Source organism: Mangrovimonas sp. ST2L15 (assembly GCF_001280515.1).
Taxonomy (GTDB): Bacteria; Bacteroidota; Bacteroidia; order Flavobacteriales; family Flavobacteriaceae; genus Mangrovimonas; species Mangrovimonas futianensis.
Window position 1 is genome coordinate 1135854 of the sequence record NZ_LBIQ01000030.1, and the last position, 21314, is coordinate 1157167.

At 33.4% G+C, this 21314-nt stretch carries 17 protein-coding genes; 14 read left to right on the forward strand and 3 right to left on the reverse strand.

Going from position 1 to position 21314, the window contains the following annotated elements; translation table 11 throughout:
- Positions 1-8: 8 nt before the first annotated feature.
- From ZA07_RS16020 to ZA07_RS08830, 3 genes are all read right to left on the reverse strand, one after another.
- On the reverse strand, positions 9-653 hold the full coding sequence (locus tag ZA07_RS16020) for a hypothetical protein (RefSeq protein ID WP_197276719.1): 645 nt from the start codon (positions 651-653) through the stop codon (positions 9-11).
- A gap of 513 nt (positions 654-1166) precedes the next feature.
- Positions 1167-1364, reverse strand: a complete 198-nt coding sequence (locus ZA07_RS08825) for a hypothetical protein (RefSeq protein WP_053971331.1) — start codon at positions 1362-1364, stop codon at positions 1167-1169.
- A 156-nt stretch (positions 1365-1520) separates the two neighbouring features.
- Positions 1521-4676, reverse strand: a complete 3156-nt coding sequence (locus ZA07_RS08830) for a T9SS type A sorting domain-containing protein (RefSeq protein ID WP_053971332.1) — start codon at positions 4674-4676, stop codon at positions 1521-1523.
- Positions 4677-5190: 514 nt separating this feature from the next.
- Between ZA07_RS08830 and ZA07_RS08835 the strand changes: the two genes are divergently transcribed.
- From ZA07_RS08835 to ZA07_RS08900, 14 genes are all read left to right on the forward strand, one after another.
- Positions 5191-6582: a UDP-glucose 6-dehydrogenase gene (locus tag ZA07_RS08835; RefSeq protein ID WP_053971333.1), complete on the forward strand. Its 1392-nt coding sequence runs from the start codon at positions 5191-5193 to the stop codon at positions 6580-6582.
- Positions 6583-6602: 20 nt separating this feature from the next.
- Positions 6603-7445 carry an ABC transporter permease gene (locus ZA07_RS08840; protein ID WP_231628662.1) on the forward strand — a complete coding sequence of 281 codons (843 nt, stop codon included), beginning with the start codon at positions 6603-6605 and terminating at the stop codon, positions 7443-7445.
- Between the two features lie 14 nt (positions 7446-7459).
- On the forward strand, positions 7460-8680 hold the full coding sequence (locus ZA07_RS08845; RefSeq protein ID WP_053972105.1) for an ABC transporter ATP-binding protein: 1221 nt from the start codon (positions 7460-7462) through the stop codon (positions 8678-8680).
- A gap of 8 nt (positions 8681-8688) precedes the next feature.
- Positions 8689-10776 carry a PQQ-binding-like beta-propeller repeat protein gene (locus ZA07_RS08850; RefSeq protein ID WP_053971334.1) on the forward strand — a complete coding sequence of 696 codons (2088 nt, stop codon included), beginning with the start codon at positions 8689-8691 and terminating at the stop codon, positions 10774-10776.
- A gap of 66 nt (positions 10777-10842) precedes the next feature.
- Positions 10843-11757, forward strand: a complete 915-nt coding sequence (locus ZA07_RS08855) for a sulfotransferase (protein WP_082316554.1) — start codon at positions 10843-10845, stop codon at positions 11755-11757.
- A complete protein-coding gene (locus ZA07_RS08860; protein ID WP_053971336.1) occupies positions 11757-12917 on the forward strand; it encodes a glycosyltransferase family 4 protein in 1161 nt (386 codons plus the stop codon). Before ZA07_RS08855 ends, ZA07_RS08860 begins: the two co-directional genes overlap by 1 nt.
- Entirely contained in the window at positions 12914-14200 is a 1287-nt protein-coding gene (locus ZA07_RS08865; RefSeq protein WP_053971337.1) for a glycosyltransferase family 4 protein, read from the forward strand. The genes ZA07_RS08860 and ZA07_RS08865 overlap by 4 nt, the downstream gene beginning before the upstream one ends.
- Positions 14190-15335, forward strand: a complete 1146-nt coding sequence (locus tag ZA07_RS08870; protein WP_053971338.1) for a glycosyltransferase — start codon at positions 14190-14192, stop codon at positions 15333-15335. The genes ZA07_RS08865 and ZA07_RS08870 overlap by 11 nt, the downstream gene beginning before the upstream one ends.
- A 5-nt stretch (positions 15336-15340) precedes the next feature.
- Positions 15341-16231: a sulfotransferase gene (locus ZA07_RS08875; protein WP_053971339.1), complete on the forward strand. Its 891-nt coding sequence runs from the start codon at positions 15341-15343 to the stop codon at positions 16229-16231.
- Between the two features lie 5 nt (positions 16232-16236).
- Positions 16237-17232 (forward strand): glycosyltransferase family 2 protein, encoded by a 996-nt coding sequence (locus ZA07_RS08880; RefSeq protein ID WP_053971340.1) that lies wholly within the window; start codon positions 16237-16239, stop codon positions 17230-17232.
- A 34-nt stretch (positions 17233-17266) separates the two neighbouring features.
- The gene (locus tag ZA07_RS08885; RefSeq protein WP_053971341.1) at positions 17267-18322 is read left to right on the forward strand and encodes an NAD-dependent epimerase/dehydratase family protein; all 1056 of its coding nucleotides are present in this window, start codon (positions 17267-17269) and stop codon (positions 18320-18322) included.
- Positions 18323-18332: 10 nt separating this feature from the next.
- Positions 18333-19403, forward strand: coding sequence for a glycosyltransferase (locus tag ZA07_RS08890; RefSeq protein WP_053971342.1), 1071 nt, complete (start codon positions 18333-18335; stop codon positions 19401-19403).
- A 42-nt stretch (positions 19404-19445) separates the two neighbouring features.
- A complete protein-coding gene (locus ZA07_RS08895; protein WP_053971343.1) occupies positions 19446-20363 on the forward strand; it encodes a sulfotransferase domain-containing protein in 918 nt (305 codons plus the stop codon).
- Positions 20364-20515: 152 nt separating this feature from the next.
- On the forward strand, positions 20516-21292 hold the full coding sequence (locus ZA07_RS08900) for a sulfotransferase family 2 domain-containing protein (RefSeq protein WP_082316555.1): 777 nt from the start codon (positions 20516-20518) through the stop codon (positions 21290-21292).
- Positions 21293-21314: the final 22 nt, after the last annotated feature.

Here is a 21314-nt window from a genome sequence, read left to right on the forward strand (position 1 = left end):
TAATTCTCCTAGGATAGGGTTGTTTTAAACAAAGCTTTTACTTGATCAATGGCAAATTGATTCTCGTTATAAGTTAATTCATAAAACTGACATTGACTAATCCAATTCAAAAAGGATTCAGCATTCTCTTTTTTTGGAGAAATCCAAGAGTCTGGAATCAGGGTATCAAGGATAGAATTACAATTTATTTTTTTTAGTGATTCTTTTGATTTTTTACTGTAATTAACTTTGATTATTTGATGGCATGGTAATGGAGTGTTTCTATCGCTGAATTTTTTTAACGGTAGGTATTTAACTTTGATATTTTTTTTCAAATTCAAAACCGTACCTGAGTTTCTGAAATTTGGGTGAGTAGATTCTATAGTATTGAAAGCCCCCTCCTTTATGGAAAGAGCAGAGGGATTTGAGAGTATTAAATTACCCTCTACCATGGGGGTTAAATCGTCCGATAAAATATCGAATCCTTGCGATGCTAGTAAAGCTGATAGGGTGCTTTTTCCGCTCCCCGAAATTCCTGTTAGTAAAATCCCTTTTTTGCCATTGCCGATTGCTGCCGAATGGAAAGTTGCAATAAATTTTGACTCTTCAATTTGGTTAGTCAATTTTAGGATTTCCATAGTTACCTTTCCTTGGATATAGTGGATTCTATTCAAGGGTTCAATAGAAATTAAATTGTTATTTTTAAGGAAATATATATGGTTTTTATCACAGATTAGCTGGAAATGGATTTTCGACTCTGGAGATGTTCTAGTTCGGTTTTGAAGATGTTCAATAGGATTTTTTATAATGTTTAAAATATTACTTTTAGAAAACTTTATGTTAAAACAAACATTCTGGTATTTATAAAACTTTATTTCTTCTACTGAGGTGGTATTTTTTGGGTAGTCGGTCTTTGTAGAAAGGTTTGATGTTTGTTCCTTTTTGCTAGCTTGGGTAAGAAAGGTACTAATTTCCTGATATAAACTGTTTAATTCTGATATTTCTAATTGTAATGTGGAGCAAGACTCAACCCATTTTTGATATGATGATTTATCTAAATAAAGTAAAACAAGTTTGTATATAAATGAGGAGACAACTACATATTGATTTGAATTTTCAAACCATAAAATATAGTTGTCTCCTATTTTTTTATATGATGTTGGTTTCAGGTAATTTTTCAAGATTGTTTAACCTTCAAACATATCTTCAAAATCTCCTTGTCCATTTCTTTCAAAACCTCCACCTGGGTCAGGAGGGGAGCCTACTTGTGCTTTTGCCGGATTTAATATAAGAAATGTTCCAGCTGCTGTAAGCGCCGCATATTTCCCCATTCTTTTAATGGCTTCTTTTCTGGTGATTTGGTTTTCTTGGTTCTTTTTTGTCATAATGCAAAATATAAACATTTCAAAAATAATAAATAAATTATGGATTGAAGAGAATCTTAATCGAATTTAATTATTTTGAAATTTTATTAATGATCATTGGGAAATTATTAAATTATCTTAGTGATTTTTAATAGGTTGCCATTGATTTAAATGAGTTTATTTTTTTGATAGAATTATTTTTTTTGTGAAAATTTGATCATTTTCATTAATTCTTAGTACATAAACTCCTTCAGATAAATCTGTATGCAAGATGTTCAAATTTTCCTCGCTATCCAAATTTTGATATATTACTTTTTTACCTTGAATATCAAACAAACTAATTTTGGTGCCATCTGAAAGTTTTCCTTTGATATAAATATCGTTTGATTTTGTATAAACAACCAAATCTTTAACAGAGTTTTCTTCAATCGTTAATCCGGGGTTTTCAAAGCGGAGATAAAATCTTCCAATTCCATTTAAATTTGAAGATGGAGTGAATATATAATCCGAATTATTCAATAAAATACTGTTGCCAGTTAGAATATCATCAAGGTACACTAATATATTACTTGGTAAAGTTGATTCCGAGATGCTTATGTTAATTTGTTGGCCAGAAAATCCATTAATTCCTAATGGCAAAATTAGGTTGTTATTTAGATCTTCATAATTTAATGTCTGAATTGCCATGTCTTCACCAATATTGTCTTCAAGCATGTGTGTGTAAATATCAAAATCACCCGCTTCATTATCTCCAAATACTCTGGCATCATAACCTAAGTCAAGACCTAGAGAAGCTGAATTATTAAAATAGACTTCAGTGTACTTGATGTTAGATGAACTTTGTAAGTTCAGTCTAATAAATGATATATTGGTATTTATTTGAGAAGGATTTGCCATTCTACCAAAAATAAAATCGTCAGAGTTGCCCAATCTCCTCATGGATGGATCAAAGTTAACATTGGCAGCATCATCAGCGGTTACAAGAAAACCTTGACCGGGTGCAATAGCTGCATCGGGATTTGCTTCTAAATAAGCTAAATTCCAAATTGTCCAAGGATAAGTGCTGCTACCATTGGTATGAGCATTGTATCCATAAATAGCCGCCGCAGTAGGATCGAAACTTGCGATGTTAGTGGTTAAGAAGTCTTCTAAACTTAAATAGGTAGAATATGGATTTCCAATAACGTTCCAAGCCATATAACTTGGACCCTCCTTCGAAATGGTTCTGTTAATTGGTGCTACACTAGGTAATCCTCTAAAACGCAATACATTATTAGTGTTACTGCCGTCGTCATTAGTCGCGGCGCGATATCCTGTTGCAGGTACTAAAGATACACTAAAATCATCAATGACATTGTAAGTTAAGTATGTTCCAGACGTTTTATTAAATGGTCCAAATAATTTTTGGTCTGTGTTTGAAGGGTTTTGGTACAAACTAGTAGCGTTGGCTCCATTACTATAAAACGAACCAAATGTTTGGCCAGCTCTGAAAACAGGAGGCGATATTAAATCATTGTCACCAGCACTAGTTGCTGTAGTCGCATTGGTATTGACATATCTGTCATAATTAACCTGTCCAGTTCCATTGGAAGCGGTCAGAGAGGCCGCATTAGCTAACATTAAACTGGAATAGGAGTTGGAAGTGGAGCTTAATATTACATTGGATCCATTTGCTAATGTTAAAGTTCCGTTAATGGTTAAATTGATACCCGTTTCAATATAAAAAGAGCTGTTTACTTGTAAGGTGACATCATTAATTATTAAATCTGAGGTAATTTGATCAATGTCTGCATCATTCGCTCCAAAGATAACTTGGATGTCATCTTGCGGATTGGCAGGGTTAGATGGGTCATTAGGGTGATTGGGGACCCAACCAATGCCTCCTGCATAAGTGAAGACTTCAGGAGCAAGTTGATCACCGATCAACATGAAATTATCCATTTCAATAATGTCATTATTTCCTTCCAATGTCCCTGAGACTACCAAACTAATCATAGTTGCAGTCGGATCTACGTCAAATAAAACAGTTCCTGATATTCCAGAATTTGGATTATTATAGAATTCTATTGGTCCTTGCCCAACACCATCATAAAAAACCTCATAGGTTCCAGAATCATTGTTAGCATTGACATAATAATCAAATTTCAATTGGACATTTTCATATCCCTGAATGTTTACCTCTTGAAAGGTGAAGACAAAAGGATCTAATGACGGTTCTCCAGCTTCACCTTGTAAATCATGTCCAAAAACGGAGGCTCCAGAAAATTCTGAATTATTCATAGATGAGGCTTGGATGAATAATCCATGATTTGCATTATTAGGGTCTTGAAACACCTGGCTAGCTATATCGTTATACCAATAAGGAGAAGATCCATCAAAATCTTCAATTGCAATTATATCATAGTCAAAATCATTATCTACAACTGTTAGTGCGAAAGTGTCATTTGTACCAACAGAAGCACTATCACCACCTACAATCAAATCAATGGTAAATCCAAAAATTTCATCCCCTTCTATTTCTGAGTCATCGGTAATATTGATGGTTAAATATTCAGGAGTGCTACTTCCAGCTGGAAATGTAATGGTTTGTGTAATATAATTTCCTAAATCTGTAGGATCACCAGAAAACAAACCAACTTGAACTAAAGTTGGTGATGTAGAACTAGGGTTAGTAATGCTTAGTTCAACGTCTATTGTTCCTGCTCCCTCACTCACGCTAGCCGAAGTGTCCGTAAATTCAACAGTAGTGGTTGCCGCTATTTCCTCAACAGTTATATCGGTAACCTCAAATCTAGAATTTCCATTGGAATTAAAATAGAATCTAATTCTTAATTCGCTCCCATCAAGACCTGTGATTGAATTCCATTCAGCTGGTGTATTAAGAGTGGTAACAGAACTGCCAGAATAGAGGTCTCCATAAACCCAAGGTTCTCCGTCAATTTGGTAGGACCATTGGAAATATTCTGTCGGAGTATTATTAAAAGGATTTCCACTTGTAACCTCGCCGAGGCCTGAAATACTAATACTTGAAATACCGTTGATATCAATAGGGAAGCTTTCAAAATAAGCTTCAGCTCCAAAATCGGATTGCTCAATAAGAGTCCCGTCACATCTGAAATAGCCGCCACCGCCATCAGTATCGACTGGCGCTCCTGAATCATAAGCCAAGTAAAAATTGTTGCCTGTTACAAAATCGTCCGCAGGCCACCCACTTGGGGGCGAAGCATTATTATGCTCAAATCCAACTGGAGTTGAAAAGTCGGTTTGATAAATAGTTTGACCGTAACTCAAGAAGGTCGTTAGAATAGCGAAAAATAGTAAGATTTGTTTCATGGGTATAAGATGATTTAATACAAATCAACTAATTAATTGTAATTGCTTAAAAATTAATACGTTGTTTGAACTGATTTTATCGATTAGATGTAAGTATTTGGTGGCATTGATTAATGGAATTTGCTAATGTCTTTTTCTATCACCTAGTGATTGCTTTGAACTTTAGTGATTAAGGGAGTTGTGCTATTTTTTAATGGTATAAACATTTATTGAAAGATTATTAATTTTCATAGAAATAATTATTGATTTTTCAAAAATTCAGTCTTAAAGTAAAGGATGTTTGAAAGTTAGTGGGTGCTAGTTAATCTTCCCTTTTAGTTTGGTTGTGTTGATGATTCATTTTATGGCTTATATGCGTCATTTAGTTTTAATTTTTCTTTAAAACATGGGTTTTGGTTGCAATCAATTTAAAGAAATCGTAAAAATCAAAATCTAATGATTTCTTAAATTGTTTTAATTAAAAACTACCTATATTTGACCTTCGTAAAAAAGTTATTTTCAAAATAATATCTTAATGAAAATCAAAAATATCTGTTGTATAGGAGCCGGATATGTCGGTGGTCCTACCATGGCAGTCATTGCCCAAAAAAATCCAGAAATTAATGTTACTGTTGTTGATTTAAATAAACAAAGAATTGCAGCTTGGAATGATGAAGACCTTTCCAAACTTCCTGTTTATGAACCCGGACTAGATGAAGTAGTGAAAGAGGCTAGAGGAAGAAACCTCTTCTTTTCTACGGAGGTTGACAGGGCAATTGATGAAGCTGAAATGGTATTTATTTCAGTCAATACACCCACAAAAACTTATGGAGAAGGAAAAGGGATGGCGGCTGATTTGAAGTATGTGGAATTATGTGCCAGACAAATCGCAAGAGTTTCCAAAGGAGATAAAATCGTAGTTGAAAAATCTACCTTGCCTGTAAGAACTGCACAAGCTGTTAAAAGTATTTTGGATAATACTGGAAATGGGTTTAAGTTTTCTATTTTATCAAATCCTGAATTCTTGGCGGAAGGAACTGCGGTGGAAGATTTGCAAAGCCCAGATAGGGTATTGATTGGAGGGGAAGATACGCCAGAAGGAAAAGAAGCAATGCAAGCTTTGGTAGATATTTATGCTAGCTGGGTTCCTAAAGAGCAAATATTAACAACGAATGTATGGTCCTCTGAGTTGTCAAAATTGGTGGCTAATGCCTTTTTGGCTCAAAGAGTGTCCTCAATTAATGCCATTTCAGAATTATGTGAGGCTACCGAAGCTGATGTGGATGAGGTTTCTAGAGCTATAGGAAAAGATTCTAGAATTGGACCTAAGTTTTTAAAGGCTTCTGTCGGTTTTGGGGGCTCGTGTTTTCAAAAGGATATTTTGAACTTGGTGTATATTTCCAAATCGCTTGGTTTGAATGAAGTGGCGGATTATTGGGAACAAGTTATTATTATGAACGATTACCAAAAGTACCGTTTTGCTAAAAAAATTATTACTACACTTTATAATACCATTGCTGATAAAAAAATTGCGTTCCTTGGGTGGGCCTTTAAAAAGGATACTAACGATACAAGGGAGAGTGCAGCTATATACGTGGCTGAGCATTTACTTCAAGAGCAAGCCAAAATTGTTGTTTATGATCCTAAGGTTACCGAAGAGCAAATTTATTCTGATTTAGAATATCTCGGGACATTGTCATCAGAAGATATTATGAATAGAGTAACTGTAGTTAATGACCCATATAAGGCTATGGATAAAGCCCATGCAGTGGCTGTTCTTACCGAGTGGGACGAGTTTAAATCTTATGACTGGGATAGGGTTTATGAAAATATGATGAAACCTGCTTTTGTGTTTGATGGACGTAGGTTGTTGGACGAGGCAGAAATAACAGAAAAGGGATTTAAAGTTTATACCATAGGCAAGTAAGCAAAAGTTTAAATTATTTTATGCAAATAAGAGTTTATAAGTCCGATAACTCTGGAGTTAGGTTGAAAGACCTTCTATCAGAAATGTTTTCTGACTTAAAACAATCAAGGGATCTAGCTTGGAGGCTAACGGTAAGGGATTTTAAAGGACAATATAGGCAATCGTTATTGGGTGCATTTTGGGCGTTTATTACGCCATTGATGAGTGCCTTAGTGTGGATTTTCTTAAACGCTTCGGGGGCTGTAAAGATTTCCGATTCAGGGATTCCCTATCCCGCTTATGTATTAACTGGAACATTATTGTGGTCAATTCTAAGTGAAAGCGTAATGATTCCCCTTAAGCAAACAATGGGGTCTAAGGGAATTATAGGTAAGATTAATTTTCCTAAGGAGGCTTTATTGTTGTCAGGACTATATAAAATTGGCGGTAATTCATTAATAAAATTATGCTTGATGTTTGCTGTTATTATAATATTTGGAATCACTCCAGATTTTCGAATTATTTTTATACCATTGGTAATTTTAGGACTTATTTTTTTTGGTTTTTGTGCTGGTTTGATACTTACACCGTTAGGAATGTTATACAATGATGTTGGTAGGCTTATACCTATGGGAATGCAATTCTTAATGTATCTAAGCCCAGTAGTATATAGTGCATCCAAAAATCAAGGGTTTCTCGCAAAAATTGTTGAATGGAATCCTACCTCATGCCTAATAGTTACAGCCAGGGAATATATGACCGGCTTGGAATCTTCCTATAATTTGTATTTTACAGTTTTGATGATATTTACATTTATTTTTCTAGTTTTTGCTTGGGTATTTTATCGATTTTCGATACCGATTATTGTTGAAAGAAATGGATGATAAGAAATAGGGAAATGAATAAAGAAGTTTTAATAAAGGTTGAAGGTGTATCCAAAAAATACTGTAAAGATTTAAAGAAAAGCTTACAGTATGGATTATATGATTTGTTTAAGCCCGTTTTCTTTGGGTCAAAGAAAAAAGGATTAAGAAATCATGAGTTTTGGGCAGTTAAAGAAGTTAGTTTTGAGCTCAAACGGGGAGAATGTTTAGGTTTGATTGGTCACAATGGGGCCGGCAAAAGTACTTTATTGAAGATGCTGAATGGTTTGATAAAACCAGATGAAGGCTCTATAGAAATGAGAGGTAGAGTAGGTGCTTTAATTGAACTTGGTGCTGGTTTTAACCCGATTCTTACCGGTAGAGAAAATATCTATAATAATGGGGCGATTTTAGGCTTGTCTAAAAAGGAAATTGACAACAAGATTGATAAGATAATAGAATTTTCCGAAATAGGAGATTTTATTGATTCACCTGTTCAAAATTACAGTTCAGGAATGAAAGTCAGGTTGGGATTTGCTGTTGCTTCTCAGATGGAGCCAGATATCTTAATAATAGATGAGGTTTTGGCTGTTGGTGATGTAGGTTTTAAAATTAAATGTCTCAATAGGATTTCTGAACTTTTGGATAGATGTGCAGTAATTTTTGTGTCCCATTCCATGACACAAGTAGCAAAGGTTTGTACACACGGTATGCTATTAGATCATGGAAAAACTAAATATGAAAGTGAACAAGTCCAAAATGTAATTACAGAGTACTTTAAGTTATTCCAAAATTCTGAGTCCAGTACGCAAGGAACTGGACAAGCATCATTTTCAAATTTGATTGTTGAGAATTATTCAGAAAAAACAGATAATCGTTTTGTTTTTCAGCAATCCAATGATGTGAAACTTAATTTTGAACTAACAATTTCTAGCGAAATCAAAAAATTCTATGTTGGGTTATCTTTTTTGGATATTGAGCAAAAGTTGGTAGCAGTGGCAAACAATGTTCAGGATGGAATAGTTTTAATCAATGATAAAGAAAAACACCATATTTCAATAAGTGTACCGAATCTTTTTTCTTCGTTAAGTTATTCAGTTACCCTCGGTGTTTTTGAGGTTAAGGATTACAATGATCCGGTTTCGCTTGGTAAGCTATTATTGAGGAAAAGTGATTTTATATCATTTATTAATCAAGGTGTGAAACTTCCAAGTTATACACCAATACAGCTCTCTGCCAATTGGGAGTTTAAATAATTATTTATATGAGAATATGCGTTTTAACTATTGTTGATAACCTTGGTAATCGAGGATCATTAGTTCAAGCTACAGCAATGCTAAAGGTTTTCAATGCGGAGGCCGTAGTTTGGAAACGAGATGAGGTTTGGCAAAAGTTTAGTGAGAATTGTGATAAAGAAACTAAAGAATACTATGAGAGTTTAAATATAGGAGAATCCTTCAATGATTATAAATTAGCTGCGAATTATATCAATACAAATTTCGATTTAATGATTGTCGGTAGTGATGAATTATGGAAAGCTGGTGATCCTGAAGATTCTTTTTCGATACCCTACCCAAATCCATTTTGGGGTTCAGAAATTACGATTAAAAAAGTCGCCCTTGCTGTTTCTACGGGGTCAATTGATATTTTGTCCTATCCAGAATCGGTTAGGAAAGGGATGCATGAAGATTTATCCTCTTTTGATTTAATCTATGTGAGAGACCGAAAAAGTGTTGATGATTTAACAAAAATAGGGGTTGAGGCTGATGGAATATTGCCCGATCCTAGTTTTGCAATTGATTATCCTATAACAGATAAACTGCCAACTGATAATGTAACGCCTTTAGAATGGTTTTCTTCTTTCTCAAATTTATTGTATATAAAACATGAGAGGATGCATAAGCTTTTGGCTTGCATTAGAAGTGGTACCCCATGTTTATCTTATGACCATAGGGAAAAGTCCAAAGAGATCAAAAGAGATTTCATGTTGCCTGAAGGTGACTTAATAGAAATTGTAGATAAATGGCCTTATGAGTCTGTTGTAGAAAAATGTAAAGATAACCGACAACAATGGGTTAATATCGTTAAAAGACTTAAAAGTATGTACGGTCTTGAAATAGACGACCTTTCAAATGAAATATTATTTCCACCCCATGGGGTAAAGCCTGCTTCAAGTACTTATATGTTTGATAGCCTTCGCACTGGAAGGACAAATTACGATAAGGGACTTTTGGAAACGCCAGAAGTTTTATGGAAAAGGAAATTGCCAAATGATAAACCCTATTCACCTGAATCTACAGCAATTTTTGATAGAAAGGGTAATATTTATTTTGGTTGTCATGATGGACTATTTTATTCTTTAAATGGTGACGGTGAAATTCGTTGGTCTTTCAAAACACATGGCAAAATTTATTCAAGTCCCTTAATGATACCAGATAAAGGGTATATATGTTTTGCAAGTGGTGATGGGTTTCTTTATAGTTTGAATCTAGAAGGAAAGTTATTATGGAAGGAGCAAATAGGTAGACCTTTGTCAACTGAGAAGGCTTTAAAAAGGCAAAAACGGTATCGTAAGAAGCACCATCCGTTGCATGAAATAAACCGTATCGCATCTGCAAATGCCTGGGCTTCTCCAAACATGCTTTCAGATGGAACTATATGTATATGTGGCTATGAGTTTGGCTTGACCGTGTTAAACCCAGACACAGGAAAAATAAAATGGCGATTTGATTTAGGTGAACCAGCTGCTCATTTAGCTGGGGTAGCAATAAAGGAGGATAATATTATTGCGGTATCCCAACAAAGAAGGGTTTTTAAAATCTCTCCTGAAGGTCAAGTAATTTGGTCAAAGAAATTACGTCGAGGATACAATGCATGGGGGAACCCAAGTGTTAATCCAGAGAATGGTCATATATATGTTCCAGTGAGTAAGCGCGAAGATTCGGCGTTGATATATGCTTTCAACCAAGAAGGAAAAAGAATTTGGAAAACTAAAATTCCTGAAGGTACACGTGGTACCATTTCTATTTCACGTGAAAATTATTTGATTTGTTGTGGATTTAAGGGCAACATGTATTTTATTGATAAAAATTCGGGTAAAGTTATCAAAGTCATAGAAGTAACTGATGGGAAAATGTGGACCTCTGCAAGTATAGATAGCAATGGCTATATTTTTGTGCCAGTTATTGATTCTAGTGAAAAGGATACTGGTCGATTATGTTGTTTCGATAAACAAGGAGAGTTGATTTGGGAGTTCGAAATGGGCAAAGGACATAGTGTCCCTGTAATAGATAGCCTTCAACGACTGTATTTAGGTTCATGGACAGGAGAATACATTTGCTTGCAAACATAATATTAGTTTTGTTTTAAATTTTAAAGAGCGAAGTCATTAAGAAAGAATCAAAGATTAAACTATTGTATGCTCAAAAATGGATATTTGATAGGGATTAAAAGGAAGTTAAGAATTAGGACGAGAGTTAAAAAATCGTTAGTAACTATGACCAATGGTGCTGATAAGTTGTCAAAACCTATCACAGTATCTTTAAGAAATTCCTATGTCAAATATTTTGGTAAATTCTATCAAAAGAAAATATTGTTCATTTTTGGTGTTCAGAGGTCTGGAACAACTGCTTTATTCCATTTTTTGAGGAAGGATAAAAGAATTCAAACGTATAATGAATTTAGTGAACTCTCCGTCGATGGAGATGAAAAATTAAGATTACATCCATACCCAAGATTAAAAAAACAATTTGATAGGAATTTAAGGCCAATTTTACTCTTAAAACCATTAGTAGAAAGTCAAAATGCTAATAGACTTTTAGAGGAGTTTCCAAATTCTAGGGGTATTTGGATTTATAGAAATTATAAGGATGTCGCTAACTCCAACTTAAATAAATTTGGAATCAATAATGGAATAAAAAATTTAACTCCATTAATGAATGGAGATTCCTCTAATTGGAGGTCAGAGAATGTTTCCGATGATATAAAGGAGATAGTTGCTAAGTATTTTTCTTCTGACATGAAGCCACATGATGCGGCTGCCTTATTCTGGTATGTTAGAAGTAGTTTTTACTACTCTCAAGGGTTAAATAATTCAAATCGAATTTTATTAATGCGTTATGAAAGCTTTGTTAAGGAGCCATATAAAAAGTTATCTAGAGTATACCAATTTTTAGGGGAGAAGATACCCGAAACATTGAAGGAAAATGATATTCATGGAAGGTCCATTAAGAAGGGTGAAGATATAAATTTAAGTCCGGAAATTGAAACTTTATGTGATGGGCTTTACCAAAAATTTGAAAAGGAATACTCGTCAAAGAACAATTCATTTTAATGAATCTTGAAAAATTTAAAAATACTAAATTTATATTTATAGTTAACAACTATAAGGCTTTTGGAGGAGCTGAAAGACAGGCGCTTATTTTTGCAACTTATCTTTTGGAACATGTTACAGATAATGTTGCTTTTTTAGCTTTGGGGGATGGAGAGAATTTTAAAAGTAGATTAGAAGATTTTGATATAACTACGTATTGTTTCCCTTTCAATCATAATGCTTCAAAACCTAAAAAAATAATTCAATATCTAAACTTAATTCGCTTTCTCAAAAAATTGAATCCTGATGTTTTAATTCCTTATGTTGCCGAATCTAATAAAGTAGTCGCTCAAATTTGGAAACACACCGGTGCCAAGTTTGCATTTTGGAACCAAAGAGAAGAAGGTAGAAAACTATATGGGTCAAAACGTGAAAATAAATTAATTAGGCAATTACCGGCTATAGTTTCCAATTCATTTGAAGGTAAGCAGGCGTTGATGAGAGTTTATGGATTGGAAGCCAAAGATATTATTGTGATTAATAATGGTGTTGTTCCATATGGTAAAGACGTTACTATTATTAATTGGCATGAAAAATTGGATATTGAACCCAGCCGTCCTATAGTAGCAATGATTGCCAATATTACTGATAGGAAGGACCATGAAACTTTATTAAAGGCATGGAAAAAGGTTGTTGATTGGTGCAAAAATAACGAAAGGAATATCCCATTTTTAATTTTAGCTGGAAGAAAAGCAAATGCCTATAACAAATTGAGGTTACTAGCATTTGATTTAAAATTGAGTGATCATATCGCTTTTATAGGTGAAATTAATCCTGTCCAACCTTTAATTAAAAGTACGCTATTTTGTGTATTTAGTTCAAATTTGGAAGGGTGCCCAAATGGAGTGCTGGAATGTATGGAACAAGGAAAGGCGGTTATAGGAACAGATATAAGTGGAGTGAGGCAGGCCTTGGGAGATAGATATGATAATAGTTGTATATCTCAACCGAATAATCCCGATAGTCTTTTTGAAAAAATAATTGAATTATACAAATCTCCTGATTTGATTGAGGAAATAGGACACAATAATTCACAAAAAATTGCTTCAGATTTTTCTGTAGAAAAAATGGCAAAGGCCCATTTAAAGTTAATAGAAGAAAAAATCTTTGAGAAAGAATGAAGATTTTATTTTGCGCTACAGATCGTCCCGGTCACATTGCTTCAGGTCCTAATGCCTGGATTCAGCGATTAATTCCTGATTTGAGACTGAAGTATAATTTAGAAGTTGAAGTCCTATTTGTTTATTCGGGAGATATTTCACTATGTCCCACGATTAATTTTTTTATGGAAAATGAATTGCCTTTCCATACAATTAATCGCAAGAAAATTAACTTTATCTCGGATCAAGTAAAAGAAATCTTAAGAATCATCAAGAAGGGAGATTTTACTGTTTTAGTTGCTAATCTAGTGGTTCCCGCATTTTATTGTGCAAAGTTTTTGAAGAAATCGAATGTTCCGGTGGTGGGTGTTTTGCACTCCAATGATTTATTTTATAAAAGTGTTATCGAAAATTTTATAGAGAGCTCTAATGAAAATTTTATTACACATGCTGTCGCAGTTTCAAATTTTTTAGGTGCACTGGCTTCGGAGAAAAATACCAACAGAATTCATATTGAAACTATTCCGTGTGGCACGCCAACTGCAAATACCTGTGCAGAAAAACCTAATGATACTTTAAGTGTTCTATACGCCGGTAGATTGGAAGTAGAACAAAAGCAAATTATGAAACTTGCCGAGTCTTTTCTAAATGCTTCGAGAAAGAACCCGAAATTAAAGTTTACGATTGTTGGTTCTGGAACGCAAGAGAACAATTTGAAGAAACTTTTAGATGAAAATAAAGACCACTCTGTATGCTATAAAGGAGCAGTTAGTCCTTCAAATATAGGTGAAGAAATGGCGAAACATCATGTTTTTACATTATTGAGTGATTTTGAGGGTATGCCAGTGGCGCTGATGGAGGGGATGTCCAGTGGGCTTGTTCCTGTATGTCTTCAAGAAGAGAGTGGCATCAATGAAATTATAAAACATGGGGTTAATGGTTTTGTTGTAAAAAATCGGGGGCAAGATTATTTGGAAAAATTAAGCATATTAAGCAGTGATTTTTCCTTGTGGGAAAGCATGTCGCAAGAGTCTATTAAGGCAATCAATTCAGAATATAGTTCGGATATTGTTCATGCAAAATGGGCAGTTTTATTGAAAAGTTTTGAGACTATTCAAGTAAGGCCAATTCAAATTCCATCTTATATTAGGCTTAAAGGTGATTTGCTTCACTATGGAGATAATAGAAAACCAGAATGGAAAGACATTTTGATTCAAGATGTTAAAAAGGAATGGTCAAATTTTAAAAAGCGTGCTAGACCTAGAACGAGATTAAGATCTTTATTTAAGCGGAATGAGAAATAAAAATATATTGATTGTATCACCTACTAAAGTGGGGTTGACAGAAACCTTTATTAAAGCGCATCTGGAAAACTTACATGGGAAAGTATTTTATTTGTATGGTTATGATTTAAATTATAAAACAAAAGAAGATATTCCCTTAAATGAGTTGTTGAGATGCAAGAAAACTTTTAAAGATAAATTTTTAAATCTCTTACCTCATTATTTTTGGTTCAAAATCCATAAGAACATACAAAAAGCTTTAAGCAACGAAAATTTAATCAAAAGATATATTCTTGAAAATCATATAGATGTTGTTTTGGCAGAATATGGTACAGCCGGAAGTTTTATTACTCCTATTTGTAAATCTTTAAATATACCCTTGATAGTACATTTTCATGGTTTTGATGCATCCAAATACAAGACACTTGAAACTTTTAGAGAGGGTTATAGGCTAATGTTTGACTATGCTCATAAGATTATTGTTGTTTCTGAAGCGATGAAATTAGCATTAAAGAACGAGGGATGTCCCCAGGAAAAATTAGTTTTAAACACTTATGGGCCAAATCCTGAATATTTAAAGGTGGCGCCAAATTATAGCTCCAATACAATTGTTGCAGTTGGAAGGCAAACCTACAAAAAGGCACCGTATATCTCCATTTTAGCTTTCAAGAAAGTTCTAGAATCGCATCCAAATTTGAACTTGGTAATGATTGGAGATGGTGAGCTCTATGAGGTGTCAAAACATCTAGTGGAAAGTTTAGGCTTAGAGAATAAAGTTAATCTACCAGGAGGTTTAGAGCGTCAAAAAATAATAGGGTATTTAAAGGATTCTTTTTTATTTATTCAGCATTCCTTGGTTGCTAGAGATGGTGATAGTGAAGGCACGCCCGTTGGAATTATAGAGGCCATGGTGGCTGGATTACCAATTGTTTCTACCCTTCATGCAGGGATTCCTGATGTCGTTTTGGATGGGGAGACTGGTTTCCTTGTAAAGGAAGGAGAAATAGAAGAAATGGCTAAAAAAATGGAATTAGTAATCAATGATAGAGAGTTAGCTGAAAGGATGGGCCGGAAAGGTAAAGAAAGAATAAAAAGCAACTTTACTTTGGAAAAGCATATTCAAGTGATAGATGAAATTATAGCTGCGATAAAATAGAATTTATGTTACATTTTTTAAGACAAAAATGGAGGGCTTTACATTTAAATACTGATGTAATTAAACTGAGTGATAACCTTCGGTTTTACAAGAAAAAATTCAAATTTGAAGATATTTCTAAGGCGGTTCCTAATTTGATAATTATTGGTTCTCAGAAATGTGGTACTTCTTCTTTACACTATTATTTGATGGAGCATCCAGAAATTTATATGTCTTCTAGGTTTAAAGAGCCAGGGTACTTCATATTTGATGAATGGGCAAAAGACTATTGGAAGCTTAAAGGTTTTGATATCAAATCAAAAAAAAGATTGAAATTAGATTATATGTTATCTGATTCTTTTTGTAATCAAAAATATTTTGGAGAAAGTTCTACCCACTATACAATCAATGATAGAACGCAAAAATTTAATGTGCCATACCTGATAAAATCTGAATCTCCAAATTCAAAAATTATTTACTTAGTAAGAAATCCATTCGAAAGGCTAAGGTCATCTTATTATCATATGGTTAAATATTGGGGGTATAAAGGGACACTCGACAGTTTTATCAATGATGATCCAGGTGCAGTAGAAACAACAATGTATTATAACCAAATACAACCATATTTGGAAGAATTTAAGAGTGATGTATTAATTTTGGAGTTTGATGATTTTATTAAAAATACTCAGGCAAATATGGACGAAGTTTATGATTTTTTAGGTTTACAAAGAATTAATCATACTCAATTTTCTGTCTTTAATAAAACCAGTCCTAATATCAAATCAAAGTTTTCTGTAGATTCCTACCAGTTTTTATTGCCATTATTTGAGGAGCAAAAAAAACTTTTAGAATCTAGTATTAATAAACCTTTAGATTGGAATTTTTCCAATGAAAAATGGGTTGAAACCTTTGATTAAAATATATGAATTTTAAAGTCTCAGTAATTATACCTGTATATAATGCCGAAAATTTTTTAGAAAAGTCGGTAATGTCTGCTGTGAATTTAAAGCAAGTCGGTGAAATTATTTTAATAGAAGATTGCTCTCCAGATCATGCGCTGGATGTTGCATTACGATTAGAAAAAGAGTTTGATAAAGTAAAGGTATATCAACATCCCGATAAAGGTAATTATGGAGCTGGGGCTTCAAGGAATCTAGGAATCAAAATGGCGTCATATCCATTTATTTCCTTTTTGGATGCAGATGATTATTATCTTCCAAATAGGTTTTCAACGGATGAAGAAATTTTTATGACCATTAAAAATTGTGATGGTGTCTATAATGCAGTTGGAACTTTTTTTAAAACGGAAAAGGCTAAGCAAACTTTTTTTGATGGCGGATGGGGTTATCAGGAAATATTAACCTTGAATAATCCTGTTGAACCTGAAGATCTTTTTTCGGTTCTATTTCATCAAGATTCAAATGTCAAAGGGGAGTTTCATACCAACGGCATTACCTTAAAGAAGACAGTGTTTGAAAAGGTGGGCTTTTTTAACACGAAACTTCGTTTAAGACAGGATATCCATTTATGGCGTCGCTTAGCAGGTTTTTGTAATCTATATTCTGGGGAAATAGGAGACCCCGTGGCAATGCGAGTCATTCATGATGAAAATAGAATGACCAAAAGAAAGGACCATTTGCAATATATTGATATTTGGTGGCAAAGCTTAAAAGATGAATTTAAAATCAAGGGGTTAGACAAGAATAAATACGCTATTTTTGAACAAGCCTATTTTAATCATTACGCGGGTGATAAAAATAAATTCAAGGCCTTTAAAGCATTATTGATGAATGTTATTAATAAGCCAAAACTATTTGCTGAAAGTTATGGGAATTTTGATTTTAACTTTTGGAAAGTTTTTGGTAAGAATAAATGGACGATTAAATTCATCTCATTTAAAAATAAGTTATTTACTTAGTTGAAAGATTAAATTAAAGAGATATAAAAGAACAATGAAAACACATTTAATATCTGGCGGCTGCGGTTTTGTAGGTCGTAATATGGTAAAACGATTATATAAGAAAACCCAGGATAGAGTGATATTTATCGATGATTTGTCAGTAGGGACACATCCCTCAACTTGGTTAAATATTGATATTATTAAAAAAGAAGAAGAGCTAGAAATTTACGGTGAGGACAAACGATTGATTTTTATTGAATCTGATTTCAGGAAAATTCTTCATGAACTTGAAAAAGACCCTGATTTTTTCAATACTAAATATGGCCTTATGATAGATAAATTTGCGGATGTTTTTCATTTTGCAGCCATAGTAGGGGGTAGAGCTAAGATTGATGGAGACCCTATTCAAGTTGCCTTGGATTTGGCCATAGATTCGGAGTTCTTTTATTGGGTGAGCAGACACAAGCCCGAGCGAGTGTTGTATCCTAGTTCTAGTGCCGCTTATCCTATAAGTCTTCAAACTGAATCGAATACTCTTCAATTGAAAGAGTCTGATATCGATTTTGATAACATGGGGCAACCCGATATGACCTATGGATGGACTAAATTAACAGGAGAATTTTTAGCCCAAATAACAGCAAAACACTACGGAGTAAAAATTACCTGTATTAGACCATTTTCAGGTTATGGAGAGGACCAAGATTATTCCTATCCAACACCTGCCATTGCTAGGAGAGCTGTTTTTAAAGAAGCTCCTTTTGAAGTATGGGGGTCTGGACATCAGGGACGTGATTTTGTACACATAGATGATGTTTTGGATTGTGTAGAGGTGGCCATGGATAAAATTCATGATGGAACGGCTATCAATATTGGTCAAGGAATTTTAACTTCTTTTAGGGATTTGATTGGCATTTTCTGTGAATTTGCAGGATACAGCCCAGAAATTAAGCCATTGTTGGATAAGCCAGTAGGTGTTCATAGTAGATATTGTGATATGACCTGGGTGAAAGAAAACTTAGGTTGGGAACCAAAAATATCCATTAAAGAGGGGATGAAACGGGTATATGATGCGGTAATGGAAAGAGAAAAAGCATTGGGAAACTTATAAATAATTTTAAATGAAAATTCTTTTTGCTTGCATTCCTACCCCATTGAATCGATTTATGGTCGATTTAAAAGAAGGTCTTGAGCAACATGCCGAAGTAGTTTGGGACTGTGATGAGTTTTGGGCTATGAAAAATGATTATGATGTTATTCATATTCATTGGCCCGAATATTTGTCTTTTGAAATGGAAAGTTACTTAAGAACCCCAGAGTCCATTCCAAGCGAATTATGGGAAAGACTTAAAACTTGTTTGGATTTCTGGAGTGCTCATTCAAAAATTATTTATACTAGGCATGTACAGTATCCTCATGCCAGACATGATGAAGAATTTTTGAACCTATATAGATTTGTAACTTCTTATTGTGATACGGTAGTACATTTTGCAAATTATAGTATTGAGCAGTTTAAAGAATTCTATCCTGAACATGAACATGTAAATCACGTGGTTATTCCTCATCATAATTATGCTTCTTTGCCAAATCCATCAGATAAGAGGTCTGCAAGAAAAGAATTGGGAATTGCTGAAGAAGATCATGTTATGTTGGTTTTCGGAGCTATAAAAGATAATGAAAAGGAATTAATTTCTAAGGCATTTTCTTATCTGCCAGGGAATAATAAAGTTTTATTAGCCCCTGGGTGGAAGGTGCTAAGAAGGGAAATAGGCTATATAAGGTTAAGAGAGTGGATTTGGAAATGGGACAAGTGGATAGCTTCAAAACAAAAGAGAAAAAGAATAAATCTTGGTTTTATAGCTGAGGAAGATGCTCATTTATATTTAAATTCTGCAGATTTTTTATTTATTCCTAGAACCAATGAATTAAATAGTGGAAATATAACTTTAGGTTGTACGTTTGGTTTGGTGGTCGTAGGAAAAGATGGGGCGGATATAGGTGAAATTTTAGAGGAAACAGGGAATCCTACTTTTAAAGTTGATAATGATGATAGTTTGAGAAAGGCTGTCTTAAAAGCATTGGAATTAAAAAATGTGGGCCATGGAGCTAAAAATAGAAAATTAGCTTTGGATGATTGGGGTATAAATTTGATATCAAATGAATATCTAAGTGTAATGAAAGGTATCAAGTAAAAGGGTTTTCGTGAATTCTATCGGTTTGTCAATGAATTAAATATGGAAAAAAATGAAAAGTTAGATTTTGCTGTAATTGGAGGGCAAAAATGTGGTTCCACTTACTTGCAAAGTGTTATTAATAATCACCCAGATATTCAAATGGTGAAAGGGGAAGTGCCTTTTTTTGAAAATCCAGATTATTCAAATGATGGAATGTTGAAATTAAATAAGTTATTAGCAGAACTTGATAAATCAAAAACCATCGGGATCAAGCGGCCTAATTTGTTAGCTCAACCATATGCGCCGGATCGAATTATAAATTTCAATTCTGAAATCAAAGCTATCGCAATTTTAAGAAATCCTCTCGAGCGGCTTAAAAGTGCATATTTTCATTATATAAATGATGGCTTTGCTCCTGTTAAGGGGTTAAATTCGGGCATATCAAATTTGTTAGACGGTAAATTAGCGAATACTTATAAAAGAACAGAAGAATTATTAGAATTTGGCTTGTATGCAGATCATATCATTAATTATAAAACAGTCTTAAAAGATAACTTACTGGTTTTATTTTACGATGATTTAAAAAATGATAAGTTAGAGGTTATTAAGAGATGTTATTCATTTTTATCAGTTGATAATACTTACATCCCAGAAGAAAAGTACCTAACATCTAGGCCACAAAAAGTGAATTATTCTTTGGCTCGTGGCTGGTTGTTGACCAAAAAAAATAACTATCAATATGACTATAATGATGATAAAACCCGACTTTTCTATAAGGAGCAAACGGATAGAGATAAATTAGTTTGTAGACGTATTGATCAAATAGATAGACTTATAGTTTCGAGATTGTTCAAGTCTAATAAAAAGCCCGAGTATAGTGAGGTTTTAAAAAAACGATTAATAAATTTCTATCAAAAGGATATTGAAAAATTAGAGATTGCACTAGGAGTGGATTTATCTCATTGGTTAGATAAATGATTCCCTGATTAAAATGGTTAAATACATTAATAATATCAGAGGAATTTGATTTAAATCGGATAGGTAATTAAAGTTTTTCAATCAAAGAAGTTAATGTTTATCACAACATTAAGAAGTGAAGAGTTTTGTTTTAGAAATAAATAAGTAGAGAAATGCTGTATAATAAAATAAGAAATCGGTATTTGCATGAAAAGCGCAAAATGTACAGGCGTATAGAAGATATACAAGCGAAAAAAATTATTCTAGGAAAGCAGAATCCTATTTATCATGTTCACATTAGAAAAACAGGTGGAACCTCAATTAACTATTCATTTTTAGAACAAATTGATGGGGACGCTAAGACAATTTATGATGAGTTAATTAAAAAGGAAAATCATAGACTGATTAAAGATGATAAAGTTTTAGTGGGTTGGAACAAGCAGTTTATTAATCAAGGTTATTTTACTTATGCATTCTCGCATATACCATTACATGAACTGTCTTTAAATCAGGATACTTTTATTTTTACTTGTATGAGGGATCCTGCGAGAAGAGTTATATCTCTATATAACATGTTAAGATTCTATGAGATCAATGAAATTAATCATCCATGTATGCAAACACAAGGAAAATGGTTGGGGGATTCATTTGATTACTTTTTAAATACCATTCCCAAAGAACATTTTCTTAACCAAATTTTCATGTTTTCTAAAAATATAGAGATTAATGAGGCTTTTGATAAACTTTGTTCATTAAATCATATTGTTTTTACTGAAACTCTTAGTCAAGATATGACTGATTTGGGTCAAAAATTAAATTTAGATTTGTCTGTTTCTAACCAAAAAAGTTATGGTCACAAAGAAAATATTTCTGAAAGCCAAAAATCTAAACTTATAGAATTACTTGAGCCGGAATATAAACTAATTGAGATGTTGAAAAGAGAAAAGTAAGATCTTTAATTTTTTAAGGGTT